The organism is Bacillus sp. ISL-7, assembly GCF_018613065.1.
Window position 1 is genome coordinate 42,116 of record NZ_JAGGQW010000031.1, and the last position, 18,476, is coordinate 60,591.

General features: G+C 36.7%; 20 protein-coding genes. 4 read left to right on the forward strand and 16 right to left on the reverse strand.

Annotated elements, in window-relative coordinates; translation table 11 throughout:
• Position 1 precedes the first annotated feature (1 nt).
• The 7 genes from J7E66_RS09370 to J7E66_RS09400 form a co-directional block, all read right to left on the reverse strand.
• Entirely contained in the window at positions 2–580 is a 579-nt protein-coding gene (locus J7E66_RS09370; protein WP_214999466.1) for a hypothetical protein, read from the reverse strand.
• Between the two features lie 448 nt (positions 581–1,028).
• Positions 1,029–2,678, reverse strand: a complete 1,650-nt coding sequence (locus J7E66_RS09375; RefSeq protein ID WP_251032853.1) for a copper resistance CopC/CopD family protein — start codon at positions 2,676–2,678, stop codon at positions 1,029–1,031.
• A 159-nt stretch (positions 2,679–2,837) separates the two neighbouring features.
• Entirely contained in the window at positions 2,838–3,608 is a 771-nt protein-coding gene (locus J7E66_RS09380; RefSeq protein WP_214999468.1) for a nucleotidyltransferase domain-containing protein, read from the reverse strand.
• A 2-nt stretch (positions 3,609–3,610) separates the two neighbouring features.
• Positions 3,611–4,477 (reverse strand): aminodeoxychorismate lyase, encoded by an 867-nt coding sequence (gene pabC / locus J7E66_RS09385; RefSeq protein ID WP_214999470.1) that lies wholly within the window; start codon positions 4,475–4,477, stop codon positions 3,611–3,613.
• 2 nt (positions 4,478–4,479) lie between these two features.
• Positions 4,480–5,073: an aminodeoxychorismate/anthranilate synthase component II gene (gene pabA / locus J7E66_RS09390; RefSeq protein WP_214999472.1), complete on the reverse strand. Its 594-nt coding sequence runs from the start codon at positions 5,071–5,073 to the stop codon at positions 4,480–4,482.
• A 6-nt stretch (positions 5,074–5,079) separates the two neighbouring features.
• The gene (gene pabB, locus J7E66_RS09395) at positions 5,080–6,471 is read right to left on the reverse strand and encodes an aminodeoxychorismate synthase, component I (RefSeq protein ID WP_214999474.1); all 1,392 of its coding nucleotides are present in this window, start codon (positions 6,469–6,471) and stop codon (positions 5,080–5,082) included.
• Between the two features lie 388 nt (positions 6,472–6,859).
• Positions 6,860–7,054 (reverse strand): IDEAL domain-containing protein, encoded by a 195-nt coding sequence (locus tag J7E66_RS09400; protein ID WP_098933134.1) that lies wholly within the window; start codon positions 7,052–7,054, stop codon positions 6,860–6,862.
• A 361-nt stretch (positions 7,055–7,415) separates the two neighbouring features.
• Between J7E66_RS09400 and J7E66_RS09405 the strand changes: the two genes are divergently transcribed.
• Positions 7,416–8,264, forward strand: coding sequence for an alpha/beta fold hydrolase (locus J7E66_RS09405; RefSeq protein ID WP_214999476.1), 849 nt, complete (start codon positions 7,416–7,418; stop codon positions 8,262–8,264).
• Between the two features lie 52 nt (positions 8,265–8,316).
• Here J7E66_RS09405 and J7E66_RS09410 read toward each other — a convergent pair whose 3' ends face one another.
• The 3 genes from J7E66_RS09410 to J7E66_RS09420 form a co-directional block, all read right to left on the reverse strand.
• Positions 8,317–9,549, reverse strand: coding sequence for a multidrug effflux MFS transporter (locus tag J7E66_RS09410; RefSeq protein WP_214999478.1), 1,233 nt, complete (start codon positions 9,547–9,549; stop codon positions 8,317–8,319).
• A 235-nt stretch (positions 9,550–9,784) separates the two neighbouring features.
• Positions 9,785–10,384 carry a response regulator transcription factor gene (locus tag J7E66_RS09415; protein ID WP_214999480.1) on the reverse strand — a complete coding sequence of 200 codons (600 nt, stop codon included), beginning with the start codon at positions 10,382–10,384 and terminating at the stop codon, positions 9,785–9,787.
• A complete protein-coding gene (locus tag J7E66_RS09420; protein ID WP_214999482.1) occupies positions 10,381–11,520 on the reverse strand; it encodes a sensor histidine kinase in 1,140 nt (379 codons plus the stop codon). The genes J7E66_RS09415 and J7E66_RS09420 overlap by 4 nt, the downstream gene beginning before the upstream one ends.
• A 338-nt stretch (positions 11,521–11,858) precedes the next feature.
• Here J7E66_RS09420 and J7E66_RS09425 point away from each other — a divergent pair, with 338 nt between their 5' ends.
• The gene (locus J7E66_RS09425) at positions 11,859–12,638 is read left to right on the forward strand and encodes an alpha/beta fold hydrolase (RefSeq protein WP_214999484.1); all 780 of its coding nucleotides are present in this window, start codon (positions 11,859–11,861) and stop codon (positions 12,636–12,638) included.
• Between the two features lie 77 nt (positions 12,639–12,715).
• Here J7E66_RS09425 and J7E66_RS09430 read toward each other — a convergent pair whose 3' ends face one another.
• From J7E66_RS09430 to J7E66_RS09450, 5 genes are read right to left on the reverse strand one after another with little or no spacing between them, the layout of a single operon-like run.
• Positions 12,716–13,789: an alpha/beta fold hydrolase gene (locus J7E66_RS09430; protein ID WP_214999486.1), complete on the reverse strand. Its 1,074-nt coding sequence runs from the start codon at positions 13,787–13,789 to the stop codon at positions 12,716–12,718.
• Between the two features lie 21 nt (positions 13,790–13,810).
• Positions 13,811–14,377, reverse strand: a complete 567-nt coding sequence (locus J7E66_RS09435) for a polyhydroxyalkanoate biosynthesis repressor PhaR (protein ID WP_214999488.1) — start codon at positions 14,375–14,377, stop codon at positions 13,811–13,813.
• Positions 14,378–14,399: 22 nt separating this feature from the next.
• A complete protein-coding gene (locus J7E66_RS09440; RefSeq protein ID WP_214999489.1) occupies positions 14,400–15,023 on the reverse strand; it encodes a hypothetical protein in 624 nt (207 codons plus the stop codon).
• Positions 15,007–15,489: a hypothetical protein gene (locus J7E66_RS09445; RefSeq protein WP_214999491.1), complete on the reverse strand. Its 483-nt coding sequence runs from the start codon at positions 15,487–15,489 to the stop codon at positions 15,007–15,009. Before J7E66_RS09445 ends, J7E66_RS09440 begins: the two co-directional genes overlap by 17 nt.
• A 36-nt stretch (positions 15,490–15,525) precedes the next feature.
• Positions 15,526–15,705 (reverse strand): SDR family oxidoreductase, encoded by a 180-nt coding sequence (locus tag J7E66_RS09450; protein ID WP_285289205.1) that lies wholly within the window; start codon positions 15,703–15,705, stop codon positions 15,526–15,528.
• 765 nt (positions 15,706–16,470) lie between these two features.
• Here J7E66_RS09450 and J7E66_RS09455 point away from each other — a divergent pair.
• Complete coding sequence (locus J7E66_RS09455; protein WP_285289206.1) at positions 16,471–16,683, forward strand: alpha/beta fold hydrolase; 213 nt, start codon at positions 16,471–16,473, stop codon at positions 16,681–16,683.
• 93 nt (positions 16,684–16,776) lie between these two features.
• On the forward strand, positions 16,777–17,580 hold the full coding sequence (locus J7E66_RS09460; protein ID WP_214999493.1) for an alpha/beta fold hydrolase: 804 nt from the start codon (positions 16,777–16,779) through the stop codon (positions 17,578–17,580).
• Between the two features lie 179 nt (positions 17,581–17,759).
• Here J7E66_RS09460 and J7E66_RS09465 read toward each other — a convergent pair whose 3' ends face one another.
• A complete protein-coding gene (locus J7E66_RS09465; protein WP_214999495.1) occupies positions 17,760–18,380 on the reverse strand; it encodes a YitT family protein in 621 nt (206 codons plus the stop codon).
• Positions 18,381–18,476: the final 96 nt, after the last annotated feature.

The following is an 18,476-nucleotide window of genomic DNA, read 5'->3' on the forward strand; positions in this document are numbered from 1 at the left end:
GTTAAATAACTTCGACACTCTCAGGAGTAAACTCTTTATAATATTTTCGATGGGAATCGGTGATGAAGGCCGACAATTTCCCTTCATAAATTAATTCTAAGGGTGCCGACTCCTTTATATCATGGGGAGTTACAAGGGATAGAGGCTTTTGACTTTTGATATCAATTCCGGACTCTTCCAAGATGGCTGCAACAAAATGGGAACAAAAGAAGGCATTTTTACGGGTCATCTCCATATTCAGCATCACAGCAATTAACCCAATGAGATTGTACCTGTATTCTTCCTTATGGTCTTCCATATCCCTTAATTTACAGATCATTTTTTGAAATTGTTTTTCGGTAATCGTTATGCAATAAATAGCACAATCGGCATTCCTAAAAAGACCACCACGGACGTTTTCTTCAACAAATCCTGCAAAGAAAGGATTTCTTGGATTTCTTCTCCCAAAACTATAAACCTTGTTGAATTGTTCATCAATCACAATTGAGGCATGATTAAGTGGTTTTTTTGTATAGAACTTAATCATTTTCCCTAAAACTGTACCCGTGTCTGTTAGAAGAACATAAACTTTCCTGCTCATTTTTAAAACCCCCTATTCGATTGGGAGGAAAATATAGTAAATTCTAACCCTTATATTTTCTATAAGTTAATCATAATTAATTCAAATAAAAGGGAAAACAATCTGCAGATTTAATTTCTTCTAAGACCTAAGCCTTAGGAACAGTCTTTTTTTGCAAAAGGATGTAAATAAATATCCAAAATACTTCTAATATGATAAGGACTGATAATATTATTATAGTTCTTTCTTATTTAGAATTATAACAGTTCTAAGGCAAAATTTAGTATTTTTTACAAATAAAAGTATTTGCCATTACAATATTTTAATTACTTTATATAAGAAAAGCTTATAAAAAAACAGAAGATACACATGGCATCTTCTGTTTTTTTACTATTTTTACGGATTGCTATAACCAAGGCTGCTAATGAAAGCAATGAAGCTATTCCTCATTAAATTAGTGATAAGTTTTTTATTGACTTCCCACTAAAACTTTGAAGTCAGTGTCGATACTTTCTAACGACTTGGTTAGAACATGGACATGTACGTTCCAATGACCTGCCATGCTAAAATGCAAACCCTTCACTTCATACTTGCCTTCAGCCGTTTTTGTTAAACTAACGGTTTCTTTTCCCATGTCCATTTCAAGCATGGTAAAGGTTAAGTGAATTTGTTCAATATCTGTAATTGGCTTCCCTTCTCGGTCTTTTAAGGTAATTTCAAATAAATTTACTCCAATAATATTAGGCGTTGCTTCTAAAGTCACTTGCCTGCCTTGGTTCACTATGTTAGTTTCCTTAAATGGTCCCGGAGACTGCATGGCTGTTGGTAAATTGGTTAAAACAACGGATAGAACTAAGATTAACAAACCAAGGGTAAGCTCACCCTTTAGAGATGCCTTCAGTCCCTTAGTGGTTCCCCTTTTTCCTTTAATAAAATTCACAGCTGCAAGGAGCAGCATCACCAAAAATAAAATAAGTTTCCACATTAAGGCTTTTCCATAGTTCGTTTTGACCAGTGCTGAAAGGTTTGGAATATATAAAAAACTGGCAAACACTCCTGTTAAAGTTAAAAAAAGAACAAGGATCAGTCCCCATTTGGAGAAACTTTTTATCATTTTCAAATAATTTTGCTTTATCTCTGTGTTCTTACGTAATGAAAGCAATGAGACAAAACCGGTTAAACTTCCGATCCAAATCGATGCAGCAAGTAAATGAAGAAAATCCATTGCTATTGTTAATAAATGATTTGGTTGTGCTGCGGCATGACTCGTCAATGCCTTTGTCAATAACAAGGCTGCCCCAAGACAAAAGCAAGTCCACAAAATGCCTCGTTTCGTGCTCTCGGCCATGCCTATAAAAGAAGTGAGCAGGGCAAGAGTTATAAGGAGAGCTATTTGAATAACCCAAAATTGACCATAATTTGTGTTCATTAAGATATTTTCGATGATTGAGAAGTTAAACACGTCACTCCAAGAATAACCAGATTCAATCGTTGCCTGTAATGGCAGACTTAACAGAATACTAAGAAATAGAAGAATCAAACCTGTGCTTAATAGCTTACGGAACTTCTTATCGACTGAACCTGTTTCCCGTAATTCCATGGGCACAATAACCATATAAAAAAAGATGAGCCCGACATAGAACGCATTGCTCAGATATTGCAGCCAACGGATAATGATTAGATCCGCTTTAGGGGTGTAGCCTTTCGTTTCATTATCTAACGAGGTAGAGTCTTGACCTTTTTCACCTATTTGAAAAGGAATAACACCTTCAACAGGATGGCCGTCGCTTGAAACCACCTTCCACTTTATTCGATAGGATCCATTTGGAAGGTTCTTCTTTAATCCGCTCTTTAGGATAAAAGGTTGCTTTGGGTCAATCCGCCCATTTTTTTTATCGACTCGATTTCCTTCTGAATCAAAAACCTTAATTGAGTTAAAGGCAGGCTGGATGGTTTCATCAAATTTTATTGTTACTTCGGTTGGTGCTCTTTCCACCGTTTCATTTTCTAATGGTGTAGATTTTTTTATATAGGCGTGTGCTGATGAAACAAATGGGAATAGAAGTAAAAAAAGGGACAGGATAACAAGAAATGAGCTGACTTTTTCTTTTATTTGCAATCCATCACTTCCCTTATGGTTAGAATCGTGTTGTAGTTGATATATATCACATGCAATAAAGTTTCCACTATCGATACTATAATAATGATAAATAAGAATATTAACAATATCTTTATAGGACCAACTTGTGAATAATTGTTGAACTTTTTACAGTAATATTTAAGCCCAAACCTCATCGAGGACTTCTCTGAATAAATCATCTAGAATTGGAGTCATATCCTCTTTGGGGGCTCTAAGGGTTTTGGTGTATTCTTCAATCCGGTTGATTTCTTTCTCCAAAAAGTCATTAATGGAAGTAATCTTTGGTTCTAGGTTTAGTTCATCCCCGGTAATTTTCCTTTCTAACAAGGTAAGGATTTCCTTCTTAAGTGGCCTCTCAACAAGGAGTTCCTCTACCAATGTCTGAAATTCAATCGGCGGTACTGAATTATATCTTTCAATCCAAATACAAGCTAAAACTGGACGAAGGACATAAAAGTATTTTTTAATTTTCACTTGATCGCTTCGGAGGTAATCACGAAAATTACCTTTTGCCATATTTAAGTAGTGGTAGAGTGCTGACTGTGGCAAAAACACTTGATTTTGAATTGCTTTCAATTTATCTACTAACGAAAAAGCCTGATAATAAACTATCCCCGAATGGAGCCACTCCATTAGCGGGGGATTTGATTTTCTAAAAAGTTGGAGGGCTTTACGCAACTCCCAGCCATTAATATCAAGGAGATCATTAATTGGCAGTTCAATCACATCTCGCTTTTGGTCAATGCTCAAATACCAGTCCTTTTTATGGACATAAATAAACCGGACATCGTAATCACTATCCTTGGATGGGAAGCCCCATGCTCTGCTTCCTGACTCTACAGCAAGACAGATTCTTACTCCATATTCTTCTTCTATTTTTTTGATTTCTGTTAGTATTTTTTCTTTCAAGGTTATTCACTCCCTAAACCATTCCTTGACCACAGCATTTGACAATAATGGCGATATTCGTGATGTAATTGTTGAACAACTTGTCCCTGTTTACCTGGTAATTGATGACCCTCAAATGTAGTAATTGGTACGATTTCCTGTATTGAATTGGTCACAAACATCTCATCGGCCTCAAGAACGTCTTTTAATAAGTACAATCCCTCTTTAACACAAAGATTATGTTTCTTCGCTAATTCGATAACAAACTGCCGTGTAATCCCATTTAAAATACCGGTTTGTACTGAAGGAGTATATAAGACGTTACCTTTTATCCAAAAGATATTAGAGACGATCCCTTCAGCTAAGTATCCATCCTCAGTTCGGAAAATCCCTTCAATATCAGCAGCATTTCCAATTTCTCTTTTTGCCAGGATATTATTCATAAAATGATGTGACTTTACTCGTTCATTTCCTTCTGGACTGTTCCGCCTCAACTTCAATAAAACAGCCTTTTTTTCCGTTAATTCTCCTGCCAGCGGTAACGGCTTAGGAAAAATAAGGATGTTCGGTTCCTTGTAAGGTTCCACCTGCAAACCAACCTCACCTATTCCGGCTGAGACATTCAAGCGGATATAGGCATTAGATAAATTGTTTATTTTCAGTACATCCTGCAAGATTCTATTCGTTTCTTCACGATGAAATAGGTAGTTAATGTTAAGCACCTCTAAACCTTGATTTAGACGTGCTAGATGATCATCTAATAAAAAGGGAAACCCTTCATACATTCGAAACGTTTCAAATACTCCCATTCCATATAAAAAACCATGATCCAACGGGGAAATCATCGCATCTTCTTTTTTTAAAAATTGTCCGTTTACATAGATCACCATACTTAATGACCCTTTTGCATTAAAATATTTTTATAATGATGGACGAAGTTGCGCAAAAGTTCTTTTCCCGAAGTAGTCAAAATAGATTCGGGGTGAAACTGGACTCCTTCAATTGGTAATTCCTTATGACGAATCGCCATAATTTCCCCTTCTTTTGTCCATGCAGAAATCTCAAAGCAATCTGGAAGAGTCTCTCTTTTGACAATCAATGAATGGTATCGTGTCGCAGGAAAAGGGTTCGGTAAACCTTGAAAAATCGTCTTTCCATCATGATACATATCGGATGTTTTCCCGTGCATGAGTCTTTCTGCTCGAATAACCTCTCCATTAAAAGCTTGGGCAATTGCTTGCTGACCTAGACACACACCAAATATCGGGATTTTCCCTGCAAATGCTTTTATTGCATCCAAGCTGATTCCCGCTTCATTTGGACTACATGGCCCTGGAGAAACCATTAAGAATTCAGGCTGTAGTTCTGAAATCTCCTCAATAGACGTTTGATTATTTCGCTTGACCACTAAATCTTCTCCAAGTTCACCTAAGTATTGAACTAAGTTAAAGGTAAAGGAATCATAATTATCTATCATAAAAATCATTTTTGCTTACTCCTCTGCCATTTCTTTTGCCTTCCATAATGCAGCTGCTTTTTTCATAGACTCTTTGTATTCATGCTTTGGATTAGAATCAATAACAATCCCGGCACCAGCTTGAACATGTGCCATTCCATCTTTAATGAGCATGGTTCGGATGATAATGTTTAATTCTAGATCACCACTAAAATCAATCCAACCGAGTGATCCCGTATAAATTCCCCGTTGGACAGGCTCAAGCTCTTCTATTATCTCCATTGTTCGTACTTTGGGCGCACCTGTAATGGTTCCACCGGGGAAAACAGCATCTATAATATCAATGCTAGATTTGTCTTCCGCCAATTCCCCTCTTACATTGGAGACGATGTGCATCACATGTGAGTATTTTTCAATGACCATAAATTCATTGACCTCAACTGTTCCGTACTTACATACCCTTCCAAGATCATTCCGCTCTAAATCCACTAGCATTACATGTTCCGCTCGTTCCTTTTCGTTTTCAATTAATTCATTGGCCAGTTTGATATCTTCTTCGTGGTTCTTACCTCTTGAACGAGTGCCGGCGATGGGTCGGGTGCTTACTTCTTGTCCATTTTTTTTAACAAGCAGTTCTGGTGATCCACTTACAAGCTGAAAGTCTGGTGTATGAAGATAGGCCATATATGGAGATGGATTTAAGGATCTTAATTGTTCATACACTTTAAGTGCCTCAACTTCAATCGGTTTTGATTGGCGGACTGCTAGGTTCACCTGGAACACATCACCTTGTGAAATATATTGTTGTACTTTTGTTACTGCCTGTTTAAAATCATCTTCTGTCATCGAAACCTCTAATTGATCCAAGTCAATCTTATCTGCTTTATGAGGTGGATTAGATGATGATTCATGAAGCCAGCGTTGTTCCCAAAATGCTAACCGATTATCAATATTCTGACCGTTATCAGCCACTATCAACAGCCATAATAGTTCTTGTTCATGGTCGTAAATAAACCATTCCTTTACTATGAAAAAGTAAATTTCCGGCATTTCTAAATCATCTTTTGCTATCTCAGGCAGTTTTTCTATGTTACGAGCATGATCATAGCTTATGTAACCAATCGCACCGCCGAGGAAACTTGGTAGACCTTCTATTTTATCAACATGATACTGGCTCATCCATTCCTTCAATAAGTGAAGCGGATTTCCTTCCAACCTCTCAGAACCCTTATCATTGTGAATTTCAAGAATACGATTCTTACCTTTGATAATCGTTTCAGGCTGGAACGCAGCAATACTGTAACGCCCGCCACGCCCACTTTCCAATAGCACATGATGGGTGCTATTCTCAGCAAGTACACGAAACTGACTGAAAAATTTTGAATAAGAATAAGGAATTTTTTTACTGTACAAATGAAGTTGATGCAAACATTCCACCCCTAATTGTTTTTCTTTTTATATCATACTTGAAATGGGTGTCAGGCACCACTGAAGAATTGCTAACTGACACCAACGGAGAGAGAACTTTTATTTAGTCATTAATGAAGGATTTTTTGAACTTGCTATGGAATTTGGTAATAAATTAGTTGATTTTTCTGGAGGCTTACTTATGATGAAAAGAAACTAAAGCAGCTACTGTATATCTTTCTTGATAATGCAAGGAAATACAGTGATGAAGCTCATCCAAACAGACATAGCGGCGATGACGATAACAAGGCTGATGACGACAATAGCTGGGCTGAAAACAGAAAGAAGCCCATCCAATGGTTGGATAGGGCTTCTTTTTTAATAGTAATAGGATTAGTTAGTTAATGATTTAAGAAATTTTCTTTAGCTCTTCTGTTAACCTTAGGAATAATTCTTTATCCCCATGTTGTAATGTTTGGTCGATTTCCTTGCGGATTTTCTCCCTCTTAAACTCTAGCAGGGCATTGTTTAGAAACATCTCAGCAACTACAGCATCTGTATTTTCATCCGAATGTTGTGGTGAATTAAGTAATTTCTTTTCCATGGAAATCAACTCCTTACGTTTTTTTTAATTATACAAGGAGTTTTCTAAAAATTCAAACACTTTATTTCGAAAATCAAAAAAAAATTTTTACCAAATGACCAAAAACACAAAAAGCTGGTGTCAGGCACCGCAAAAAGACACTTTCCCCATTTGTCCACGACGGATGGACGCACATCAAAAATATTCATTTATTTTAAGTATTATCAGATTTGTATAGGTTTTTTGTACTAACTTTTTGAAAATTTTTATTTTAGAACTATGTTTGGGCTGTTTTGCTATCTGCAGTTTTTTTGTGTATGTATCGATTTTTGGGGAACATTATACTCATCTATTTTATTGACGGAGCAGGTGAGGGATTTAGATGGAACAAACAGTCTTATCAGGTTATCGACCAGTTAATAACATTAATGTATACTATGAATTTTATCCAAATCAAACATCGGAAAAAACGTTTGTATTATTACATGGGTTCCTTTCTTCCACCTTCACATTTCGCCATTTGATCTCATTATTGAAGAAAGACTACCAGGTACTATCTGTTGATCTTCCGCCATTTGGGAAAAGTGCGAAATGTAACCGTTATGTCTATTCCTACAAGAATTTAGCCCAAACTGTCATAAAACTTACGGAGTCTTTGGGGTTAAAAAAAATGACCTTTATTGGTCATTCCATGGGTGGGCAAATTGTATTAAATATCCTTCATATGATGCCAGAGCTAGCAGACACAGCCATTCTACTCTGCAGTTCAGCTTATCTTAAACGCTCAAAATTGCCCTTAATCTTGACTAGCTACCTTCCCTATTTCCATCTCTTCGTAAAATATTGGTTTGCACGGACTGGTGTAAAAAAAAATCTTCAAGACACACTATTTAACCATGCCATTATCAACGAAGAAATGATAAATGGGTACTTACAGCCTTTTTTAGAAGATGAGATTTTCGTCGCGCTTACAAGAATGATTCGTGACCGTGAGGGAGACTTGCCCGTTGAGATCCTAAACCAAATCAAAACACCTTGTTTATTACTTTGGGGGGATCATGATAAATCGATGCCGCTTAATGTAGGAGAAAAGCTAAATAAAGACCTAACCAACTCTGAGCTGATTGTGTTAAAAGATACTGGCCATGCCCTTCCAGAAGAGCGCCCTTTGGAAGTATTTGAATATATTAAAGGCTTTATTGATAATTACAAAACGGCAGCTGAAGCGTAGCTGCCGTTTTTACAGTAGAATTTGAAGCCGAAATTTACTTACCCTTATAACCTCAATTTGTTTGGTTTCTGTTATGCACAAGAAGCATGTATAAAAGGACCGCTCCCCCACCAGCACAAGAGATGACAATTCCCATTGGTATCGCTGTATGTTCTCCTCCTAATCCCACAAGGGGAGCAACAATTCCTCCAAAGGAAAGAGACATGACTCCTAAAAGAGCAGATGCACTGCCTGCAGACTTCCCTTGTTTTTGCATAGCTAGGGAAAATCCTGCCGTATTAACCACCCCGACACTGGTTACCACAAAGAATAGTGGCAGTAAGACAATTAGTAAGTCAGCATGTAAAATCAAAAGAAGCAGCAGTATAATTCCACCGAAAAAAGACATCCCGATTCCAAAAACAAACAGTTTTGACTCGTGTATTCGACCAGCCAACCTTCCTGTCGTTTGACTAGCAATCATGATTCCAATTCCATTTATAGCAAAGATCAAACTAAACATTTGGGCAGAGCCGCCATATATATTCTGCACCACAAAAGGTGAGCCTGAAATATAGGCAAACATAGCAGCAAAAACAAGTCCTTGTACTAAAGCATATCCCATGAAACTGCGATCTAAAATGAGGTTTTTAAAGGTAATAAATGTATTTTTCAACCCTCCTGCAGCCCTTTTTTCTTCAGGATGTGTTTCTGGAAGCCAGAAATATACAACAATGGACATCAGTAATCCGATTATACTTAAGACGATAAATATACCTTGCCAAGGTACAATTTTTAAGAACTGTGCACCCACAACAGGTGCTAGAATCGGAGCGAGGCCATTAACCAATGCAAGCAACGCAAAGAATTTGGTTAATTCTGAACCTGAATATAAATCCCGAACAACCGCCCGTGAAATAACAATTCCAGCGGAACCTGCGAGCCCTTGAATTAATCGTAAAATAATAAATGCCCAAATCGAGGGACTAAACACACATAATAGTGAAACAACAAAATAGGTGATCAATCCAATAAGCAACGGCTTACGGCGCCCATAAACATCACTGAGTGGACCAGAAAACAGCTGACCAAAAGCTAATCCCAGCAAGAAAAAGGTTAAACTAAATTGAACCAGTGACGGATTTGAGTGAAAATCTTTTGCTAACTCAGGAAGAGCAGGTAAATACATATCAATCGACAAGGGACCGAATGCTGCTAACGTACCGAGGATACCAGCCATCCATAACCGTTGGGAGCGGGGCATTACCTTGCTGCCATCAATCTCATCTTTTATTGATTCTCCCATCAAAAAATCAATCCCTTTCTGTAATAAACTTCCTATATTTACTTTCTATTATAGTAAACTACACTTTTCAAAAAAATAAAACTTATTTGCAACCTTAATAGGGAATTAGCACCCGATTATAATTCAAGAAAATTTTAATCATTTATTTAGGATTTACACTTCCCCAAGTGTGACCTACTTAGATCATGCGAAAAAAAAAGTGTTTTTACAGTGCCTGACACCGTAAAAACACTCTTTATTTGAACCAGCCTTTTTCTTTAGATTGAGTAATTGCTTCGATTCTATTTTTAACTTCAAGTTTGTCGAGGATGATCGAGATGTAATTTCTGACAGTTCCTGTTTTGATGCTAAGTACTTCTGCGATTTCTTTCGTATTTTTTCCGTCAGCTACAAGCTCTAGCACCTCTTTTTCCCGGTCAGTTAACGGGTTTTCTTCTCCATATACATCGTCCATTAATTCTGGAGCATAAATTCGTTTTCCTGACATCACACTTCGGATGGAGTTAGCCAACTCTTCACTAGGACTATCCTTCAACAAATAGCCGCTCACACCAGCTTTTAATGCCCGTTGGAAGTAACCGGTCCGGGCAAAGGTGGTTAAAATGATAACTTTACAGCCAAGACCCTTCAACTCTTCAGCCGCCTCCAATCCGCTCTTGCCAGGCATTTCAATATCCATAATACAGACATCAGGTTGAAACTTTTTCACCAGCGCAACGGCCTCTTCTCCGTTTGAGGCCTTTCCAACAACTTCCATGTCATCTTCTAAATTTAGTAATGAACCAAAGGCTCCTAAAAGCATTTGCTGGTCTTCAGCAATCACGATTTTAATCATTTTTTATCCTCCTTATCCAAACCAGGTTTGACATCATTAGGTACACTTATGATTAACGTTGTTCCATCTTTTGTCAAAATATCTAGACTGCCATTAATAAATTCCAGCCGTTCTTTCATACCAATCAGCCCATGACCTTCTGCTAACTTTTCCTTCTCCCCCTTAAAGATACCATCATCCTGAACTCTTATTACCAATTCCTTCAACGTTTGTTCGATCGATATGGAGCATGACTTAGCTTCACTATGTTTAACGACATTATTTACGGCCTCTTTCAAACACATGCTTAAAATATTCTCCGTTAACAGCGAGACATTTGATGGTGTAAAATCCCCTTCACGCACAAAATTTATTTGGGCAGCATTTAGGATTTGTTCAACACGGAGGATTTCGTCCTTCAAGCGGATCCCACGCATCGAAGAAACCATTTTTCTAACTTCACTTAATGCCGTCCGAGCTGTTTGCTGAACATCCTTCAATTCATTCCGTGCCTGATCAGGATCTTTCGAGATTAATTTTCGTGCCAAATCTGACTTCAAACCAATGAGTGAAAGCTTTTGACCGAGTGTATCATGAAGGTCCCGGGCAATCCGCTGGCGCTCTTCTATTTTGACTAGTTCCGAAATCCGTTTATTCGCATCCACTAGCTTTTCTTCAAGTTGCCCCCTCTCCTTCCGGTTATGGATACTAAATGGAAGAAGGATCACACTAATCCAAATGATGATTACAAAGGGCAATTGCTGTAGAAATAATTTTTCATGCATGACGATACTGAAGTTAATTGATACCGATGTACTAAACAAATGAATAAAATACAAGGTCAAAAAGGCAATCCTATCTTTAATATTGCCGATAAAGTAGGCAAGGAAAAATGCAAAATAAACATAATTGAATAGGCTGTTCGCAGTAATCGAAATACCGATCAAGATCAACGTCCATAGATAAACCGGCCAGCCTTTTGAAATAAACGCAATTCGGTAAAAGATAAAGAATAGCAGCGTGAGTAAAATTCCTACAACAATTTCAATTGTGGAAGGTGATTGAAAAATAAAGTAAAACGGTAATATACCTAGAATCGTCCAAATATACGGTGCAATACCATTATTTTTTTGAAATGTCATATACTTTTTTATCATGAACGAAACCTCATTTTCACTTAAAATCCTCTTATCTACCTATCATAACTCAAAGCAGCTTAATTTTTCTCCCTTACAGCATTCATTTTAACTAAAAACTTTACTCCTTTAAACCTGACAACATTTTTTCATTTTAGTTACCCTTTACTTTCCCTCCTCTTGTTTTCTCACTTTTAAGAATAAGGAGACAACCTGTACATATATATGTGTTTTACACTCATATGTAATATTTTCCCACAAGTAATTATATAATAAAATAATCAGAATTATATATATATGTTTACACCGTTCAAATATTGGGAACATATGTTGTATAAAACAACTAGGAGGAATGAAGGTTGAGTAAAATATTCAAAAGTTACTCCGAGATTCCTTATTTGCGTCTTGGTGCTGGTGAGCCGTTAGTATTTATTCACGGTCTTGGTGAGGTGAAGGAGGGTTGGTCACATCAGTTTGAATTTGCGAACCAGTTTGACTTAATTATCCCTGATTTACGCGGACATGGAGAGTATATATCACCTGGGGAGATATCGATAGAAAACTTTGCTCGTGATGTAATCAGTTTAGTGAAAGGGCTTGGATTTGAAAGCGCGCACATTTGTGGATTGTCTATGGGTGGAGTGGTAGCGCAAGAAATATATCGTCAAGCGCCTGAAATGTGCCGTTCCTTAATGCTGGTAAGCACTTTACATTATGCTCCAAGAGAACTGGGCAAACTATTTATAAAATTCAGGAAATTACGCGCAGAAAAAAAAGCTCTTGAGGCTATAACAGAAAGTTCAGCAAAGGTCTGCCTCTATTCTTGGTCAAAGGAAAATTTTGAAAACTTTTCAAAATTTTACAAGCCTAACAAAGAATTTTTCTTTAAAGCAATGGAGGCATGTCTAAAAGTAAATAATATAACTTTACTCCCTAAGATAAAAGTTCCAACCTTAATTATTGGCGGGCAGTATGATTCAATCACCCCTATATGGATTCAATGTATGATGCATAAACAAATTCGCCATTCAGAATTTGTTATTTTCAGGAATACTGGCCATATTGTTAAGTTAGAGGCGAAAGATGAATTTAACGAAGTTCTACGGACATTTTTGAACAAACATAAAACGGCAAGTTAGAGAGGAAGGATTCTCCTTCCTCTTCTTCATTGCCTATATTTATTATATATTTCCTTGTACCAAACTTTATTACACAATCATTTTGAAAGCGGATTTGAGCGACTGGATGCCCATTGATCAACAATACTCGCAAACATGCCAGATAATGCAAGTCCAACATGGCCTGATTCAACGCAAAGATACGTTTTATCCTTACTAGATACTAAATCCATAATTGGCTTACTTTGTTCTTCGAGAACTAAATTGTCTCTAGAGCCAGAAATAACGAATAGATTGGCATCAATATTCCGTAAATCTGCCTTTTTGTTTCCAACTACTAATTCCCCTTTAACAAGCTTGTTATCCCTAATTAGGTCATTACCTAATTGTTTATAAGCCTCCCCAGTAAAAGGAACCTGATCAAGAGTCCACTTATTCATTCGACGCCACTTATCCACATACCGCTGATCGTGGGCTCGATTTAAAAGCATCGTATAGTTAGTGAAATAAATTGGTGATCCAACAGCTCTAAACATCATTTCAACATATTTAGGCGGGACCACCCCATAAACATCAAGGAAATCATCAATGTTAAAATCTCCCTCTTTGAGGCCCTCAGCCCATTTATCTTGTCCGATAAATGTAGAGAAATCAATTGGTACGGTTGCAACAATTAAATTTTTTATTGGTTCTTCTGCAATCGATGCATAGATAGAGGCAATCGTCCCGCCTAAACAGTAGCCAACTAATGTAATATCTTCTACTCCAGAATGGCGAATAGCCCTCTTCACCGCTGTTTTTAAATATTTCTCGATATAGGTGTCAAGACCGATTTTTTTATCTTCATAGCCTGGTATACCCCAATCCAATAAATACACATCATAGCCCATTTCGGTTAGGTTCTTAATAACACTTGTCTTTGGGTCTATATCTAAAATGTAGGGTTTATTAAATAACGAATACACGAAAAACAAAGGAATCTCATACTTCTTCTGTTTTGCAGGATAATACCATAAAACTGATTTATTTTTTTTCCATACTTCAGTTCTTGGAGTCTGACCTGTCTTAGGCTCAGGTTCACTCAAAATCTTATAGACATTAGACCAACGTTCCATTTCTTTCTGATAATCCAATTCAGGAATGAACCCCATTAATGGTGTTTCAGTTGACAATGTCATACCTCCGATTCATTTTTATTTGGATGAGCCTGATCCAGTTAACTCTTGTTCCGTACTTGTGCCTTTAAGAATAAGACCCTTTAAAGTCTCAAATTCTTCTTTAAAATTTGTTAATTTCATGATTTCAAACTTCATTTCTTGAAGTTCTGCATGTAATTCTTTTGTGTCTATTTGCTCTTTTTTCGTTTTTACTAATTCCATTTTAAGCTGCTTTGTCAGTTTAATAATTTCTTTGGAAATTTCTACAACACTCTCAATCTCTTTGCTTTGCGTCTTCATGGAATCTTGAAGTTCCCAAATTTGTCCCTCAAGTGCTTCAATTTTCTCTTCTGCTTGGATCGTTAAAGTCGCAACATTAGAGACATCATTTTTAGTAGGCAAATTTAGTACACTAGCAAGTGCTTCTTGATTCATTTTTAATTCCTCCAGAAAACGGGAATTAATTTCAGTCCCAAATTTGGACATTTTCACGAAATCTTTGTTATTAGTCAACAGATAGATAAAATCATTAATCTGTTTTTCCCACAATAAACTTAACTTATGAAGGGATTCATATGGATCGTAAGGTTTTTTACCTGACATTACTTACACTCCTATATTGTTATTATTTAGCTTGCTCGGTTACGTCCTTCATATAATTTTGAAATGGCAGCATCGCTGTTTTGACTTGTTTAGTCAACATGTTCACAAATACTTTTTGATTTTCAAATAAAACATTGCTAGTTTTCTTTACACTCTCAATATATTTTTCTCTGCCATTTTTTCGATAAGCAATATATTGTTCAACCGTTTCCAAATATTTATCCAGTGCTTCCAATTGACCAGTTATTAACGCTTGAGTAGGTGTTAATAATAGATTTGCAGTTTTATTTTGAATGTCATCTACTACTTGGTTAATTTCTTCATAGGATTTCACTGGAAAAAAGTTCTGTAGTGAAGTTGTGGTCATAAGTAATTCTTCGCGTGCTGCTTTCTCCCATTTTTTAAGTTCCATGCCAAATTGAGCAGCAATCGTGATTGCATTTTCCTGATTCTGTTTAAGCTTTTCCACATAGTTCTTTACAGTCTCTAAGAAAAGTTCATCCTGTTTGTTAAAGCGCTCTGCCCAGGCATCCAATTCATTAAAGCCAAGGTTCCATACAAGGTCTAGACTTGTTAAATCCTTTTCCCCATCTACCACAGTTTCTTGGTTTTCAACTTCTAGTACAGTTTCAGTTTTTTTCGTCATTGTTATTCTCCTCCAAATTTAAATGATTTGTAATAAAGAATTGTTTTAATTCTAAAAGCTCTGATTCTAGGCTTTTTATCTTGCAGTCGTGGATATCCTTTACTTCCATTTCTAAAACGGATAGTAGGTCTTCACATGACTTCCGAACCATTCTTAGCTGGGTGTTGTTCTTCAACTGGCTTTGTTTAATCTCGTAGATCGCATCATCAAAAAAATCTAATTTTTCCTCATAATCTACGATTCTTACAGAAATAGCACTTATTTCATCCTTATTCGGAAGATCTAAATGCTTTAACCACCTAGTTGTTAACCTTTTGTGAATTCTTATCTGTTTCACATGTACTTCCAATGCCTTCCCAAAAGCTAAAGTAAAGCTGCGTTTGTTGGTACGGGCATGGATTTCTTCATTCCATTTTTTTTCAAGCTTTTTATAAAAAGCATCCATTTCTTGATGGGTGTACTTCATTTATACCCCTCTTAACTGCCAGTCAGTATCTACCTTTTACTGTACACTGGCAGTCGTGCCTCCGTCAACGACAAGTACATGACCATATACATAGTTAGAAGCATCCGAAGCTAAGAAAAGTGCAGGTCCTTTTATATCATCATCAGAACCAAAACAGCCTGCTGGTGTTCTCTCAAGTATTCTTTCACCTGTATAGTCCAAGATGGCTTTAGCCATTTTAGTTGGGAAAAAATACTAATAGATCACCTTTTTTCTTCTCAAAGGTTTTTACAGTTTCAACAGGAAGAGGTGCACCACCACAACTTATGTAGTTCAAATCATCAAATCCACATTCTTCTAGACCAGATTGACTGTATAATGCAAAATACATGGTTGGAACATTAAAATATTAATATAGTTACGATTATTGTAGTTAAGTGAAAATTTGTAAACCTCCCACTCTCGACAAAATTCAACAAATATCCATGTTTCCTCGAAAGACCAAAGACGAGCCTCTAAAATACTAAACATTAGTGATCTAGGTATTTTTGTAAATACTAAAAATATAGCGAAAATTGTCGGAATATTTTTTATTCCAACATTGTCCAAATGGTGAAATATGTAAAACCAAAACATTAAACCAACTACCCTCAAAACGTCCAAATGAAACTCAAAAATAAAAAGCAGTATTCTCCTATAAAAATTCCACTTATATTAGAAATTTCCTAGTGTGGTGTCAGGCACCAAAGAAATACACTTGTCCATCCGTGGAGGACAGGTAAAAATAGCGCATTTGTATTATTCTGAATTTTATAAAAAATGCCACTTTACAAATAGTGGAAACCCAATTTATGATAAAAGGCAATAGGAGGGGTTAAATTTGAGTGAGGTCTCTATTAGTTGCTCTAAAATTCCTTACTTACGTTTTGGTGAAGGTGAACCTTTGGTCTTTATTCATGGTCTTGGAGAGGTAAAGGAGGGCTAGAAGTCAACAATTTAAATTTGCTTCCTAAAATTAAAGTCCCAACATTAATCATGGGGTCGCAATATGATTCAGTAATACCTGTATGGATGCAGCTTTTAATGCATAAAAAAATTCAACACTCTGAATTTGTCATTATAAGGAATACTGGTCATATTGCAAAGTTAGAGCAAAAGGATGCCTTTAACAGGATTCTTCGCAACTTTTTGAAAAAACACTCAAAAGTAAGTTAAGGGGAGGATGGTTCCTCCCTTCTTCTATGTTCTTTACTATTGCACATTATCATATAATTTACCGTTATCTATGTAAAGGAGGAGTTTTTTAGAATGCCAATAACCAACGGGAATGGAATTAATCTTTATTATGAGATTCATGGTGAGGGTGAACCCTTACTATTAATTATGGGGTTGTCACTAAATTCAAAATCTTGGTTTAGAACTCTACCTGCTTTAAGCGAGCATTTTAAGGTAATTATTTTTGATAATCGCGGTACTGGTCTCAGCGACAAACCAGATACTCCCTACTCTATCGAGAAAATGGCGGAAGATGCAAGGTGTGTCTTGGATGCTGCCGGTGTTGACTCAGCCCATGTATATGGCATATCCATGGGGGGGATGATTGCACAAAGATTAGCACTTATGTATCCCACACGGGTCCGTTCGCTTGTTCTAGGTTGTACAACCTCAGGCGGAGTAAATCATGTACAACCTAGTGCCGATGTCTCGATGTTAATGCTTTCAAGGGGCTCCTCTATTGCAACACCAGAAGAAATGGCATGGGCCACGGCTCCAATCCTTTACAGTCAAGCATTTATCGAAAATCAGCGGGAATTAGTTGCAGAGGACATCCAAAAAAGAATAGAGATACCTGTTCTTCCCTATGCCTATATACTTCAGCTCCAGGCCTGCTTAGCCCATGATACTTACAGCGAGATTGACCAAATCAAGGTTCCTACATTGGTGGTCCATGGGGACGAAGATAAATTGGTCCCTTACCAAAATGGGGTAACATTAGCAGAGAAAATTCCGAGTGCTGAATTTTTGACTATACAAGGTGCAGGTCATATCTATTTAACCGAAGCCTATGACTTAGTGAATGAAAGAGTGCTAGAATTTTTAAAGAAACAATAGCTCTCTAGTTACCTAAAAAATGCCCGGTCACATAGGTGACTGGGCATTTTGGTATGGTAAGATAAGGTTTTCCTACTCTCAATTAAGCTTTTACCTTCGCAATCTCTTCATCTCACGTTTAAAAGAAGTGAGTATGCCTATAAGTCTATTTCTACGATTTACAAAAGGCTACTATTAAATTAATGAGCCTGAATAGAAATATCAATAGTCTTATAGGCTATGAGAAAGGTTGCTAAAGAGTAAAATGCCTCTTTAAGACCAAATATGAAAATCGAACTTCCAAAGATGAATATATTAAATAACAGAATAATTTGCCCTATTGAAAAAGGGGAACGTTTACTAAACAGAATGGCCAACACCTCTGTCCCATCAAAACATCCGCCAAACCGAATGGTTATTCCAACTCCGAGTCCTAAACTAATACCTCCAAGGACAATCACTACAATCGGGCTATCAGTTATGACAGGAAACGGTTCTAATAAATAGGTTTCAATTGATAGGACAAGAATAGCAAATAGGCTTAGCATGAGAAATCTTCTACCCAGAAATCGATAAGCAATTAGGAAAAAAGGAGTATTTAATATCAACAAAAACAATCCTATTTCTTCACTTGTAATATGTGAAAGAAGGATGCATATTCCAATAATCCCCCCGTCAATAATATGATTTTCTACCAAAAATAATTGTAAGGAAATAGCGACCAGAGATGCCCCCAAGAAAATAATAAAAACCCGCTGATAAAAAGGGAATCCACCTGACCTGCTAAAATCAGTATAGAATTTTATTTTTTTCCTATACATATTTGTCCCCTTTTGAATCCAAAGTGCGGTCACATGTGTTCTAAAATTATATTCAATTTATAGAGAAAAATTCTTTATAGCTCAAATGAATAAAAA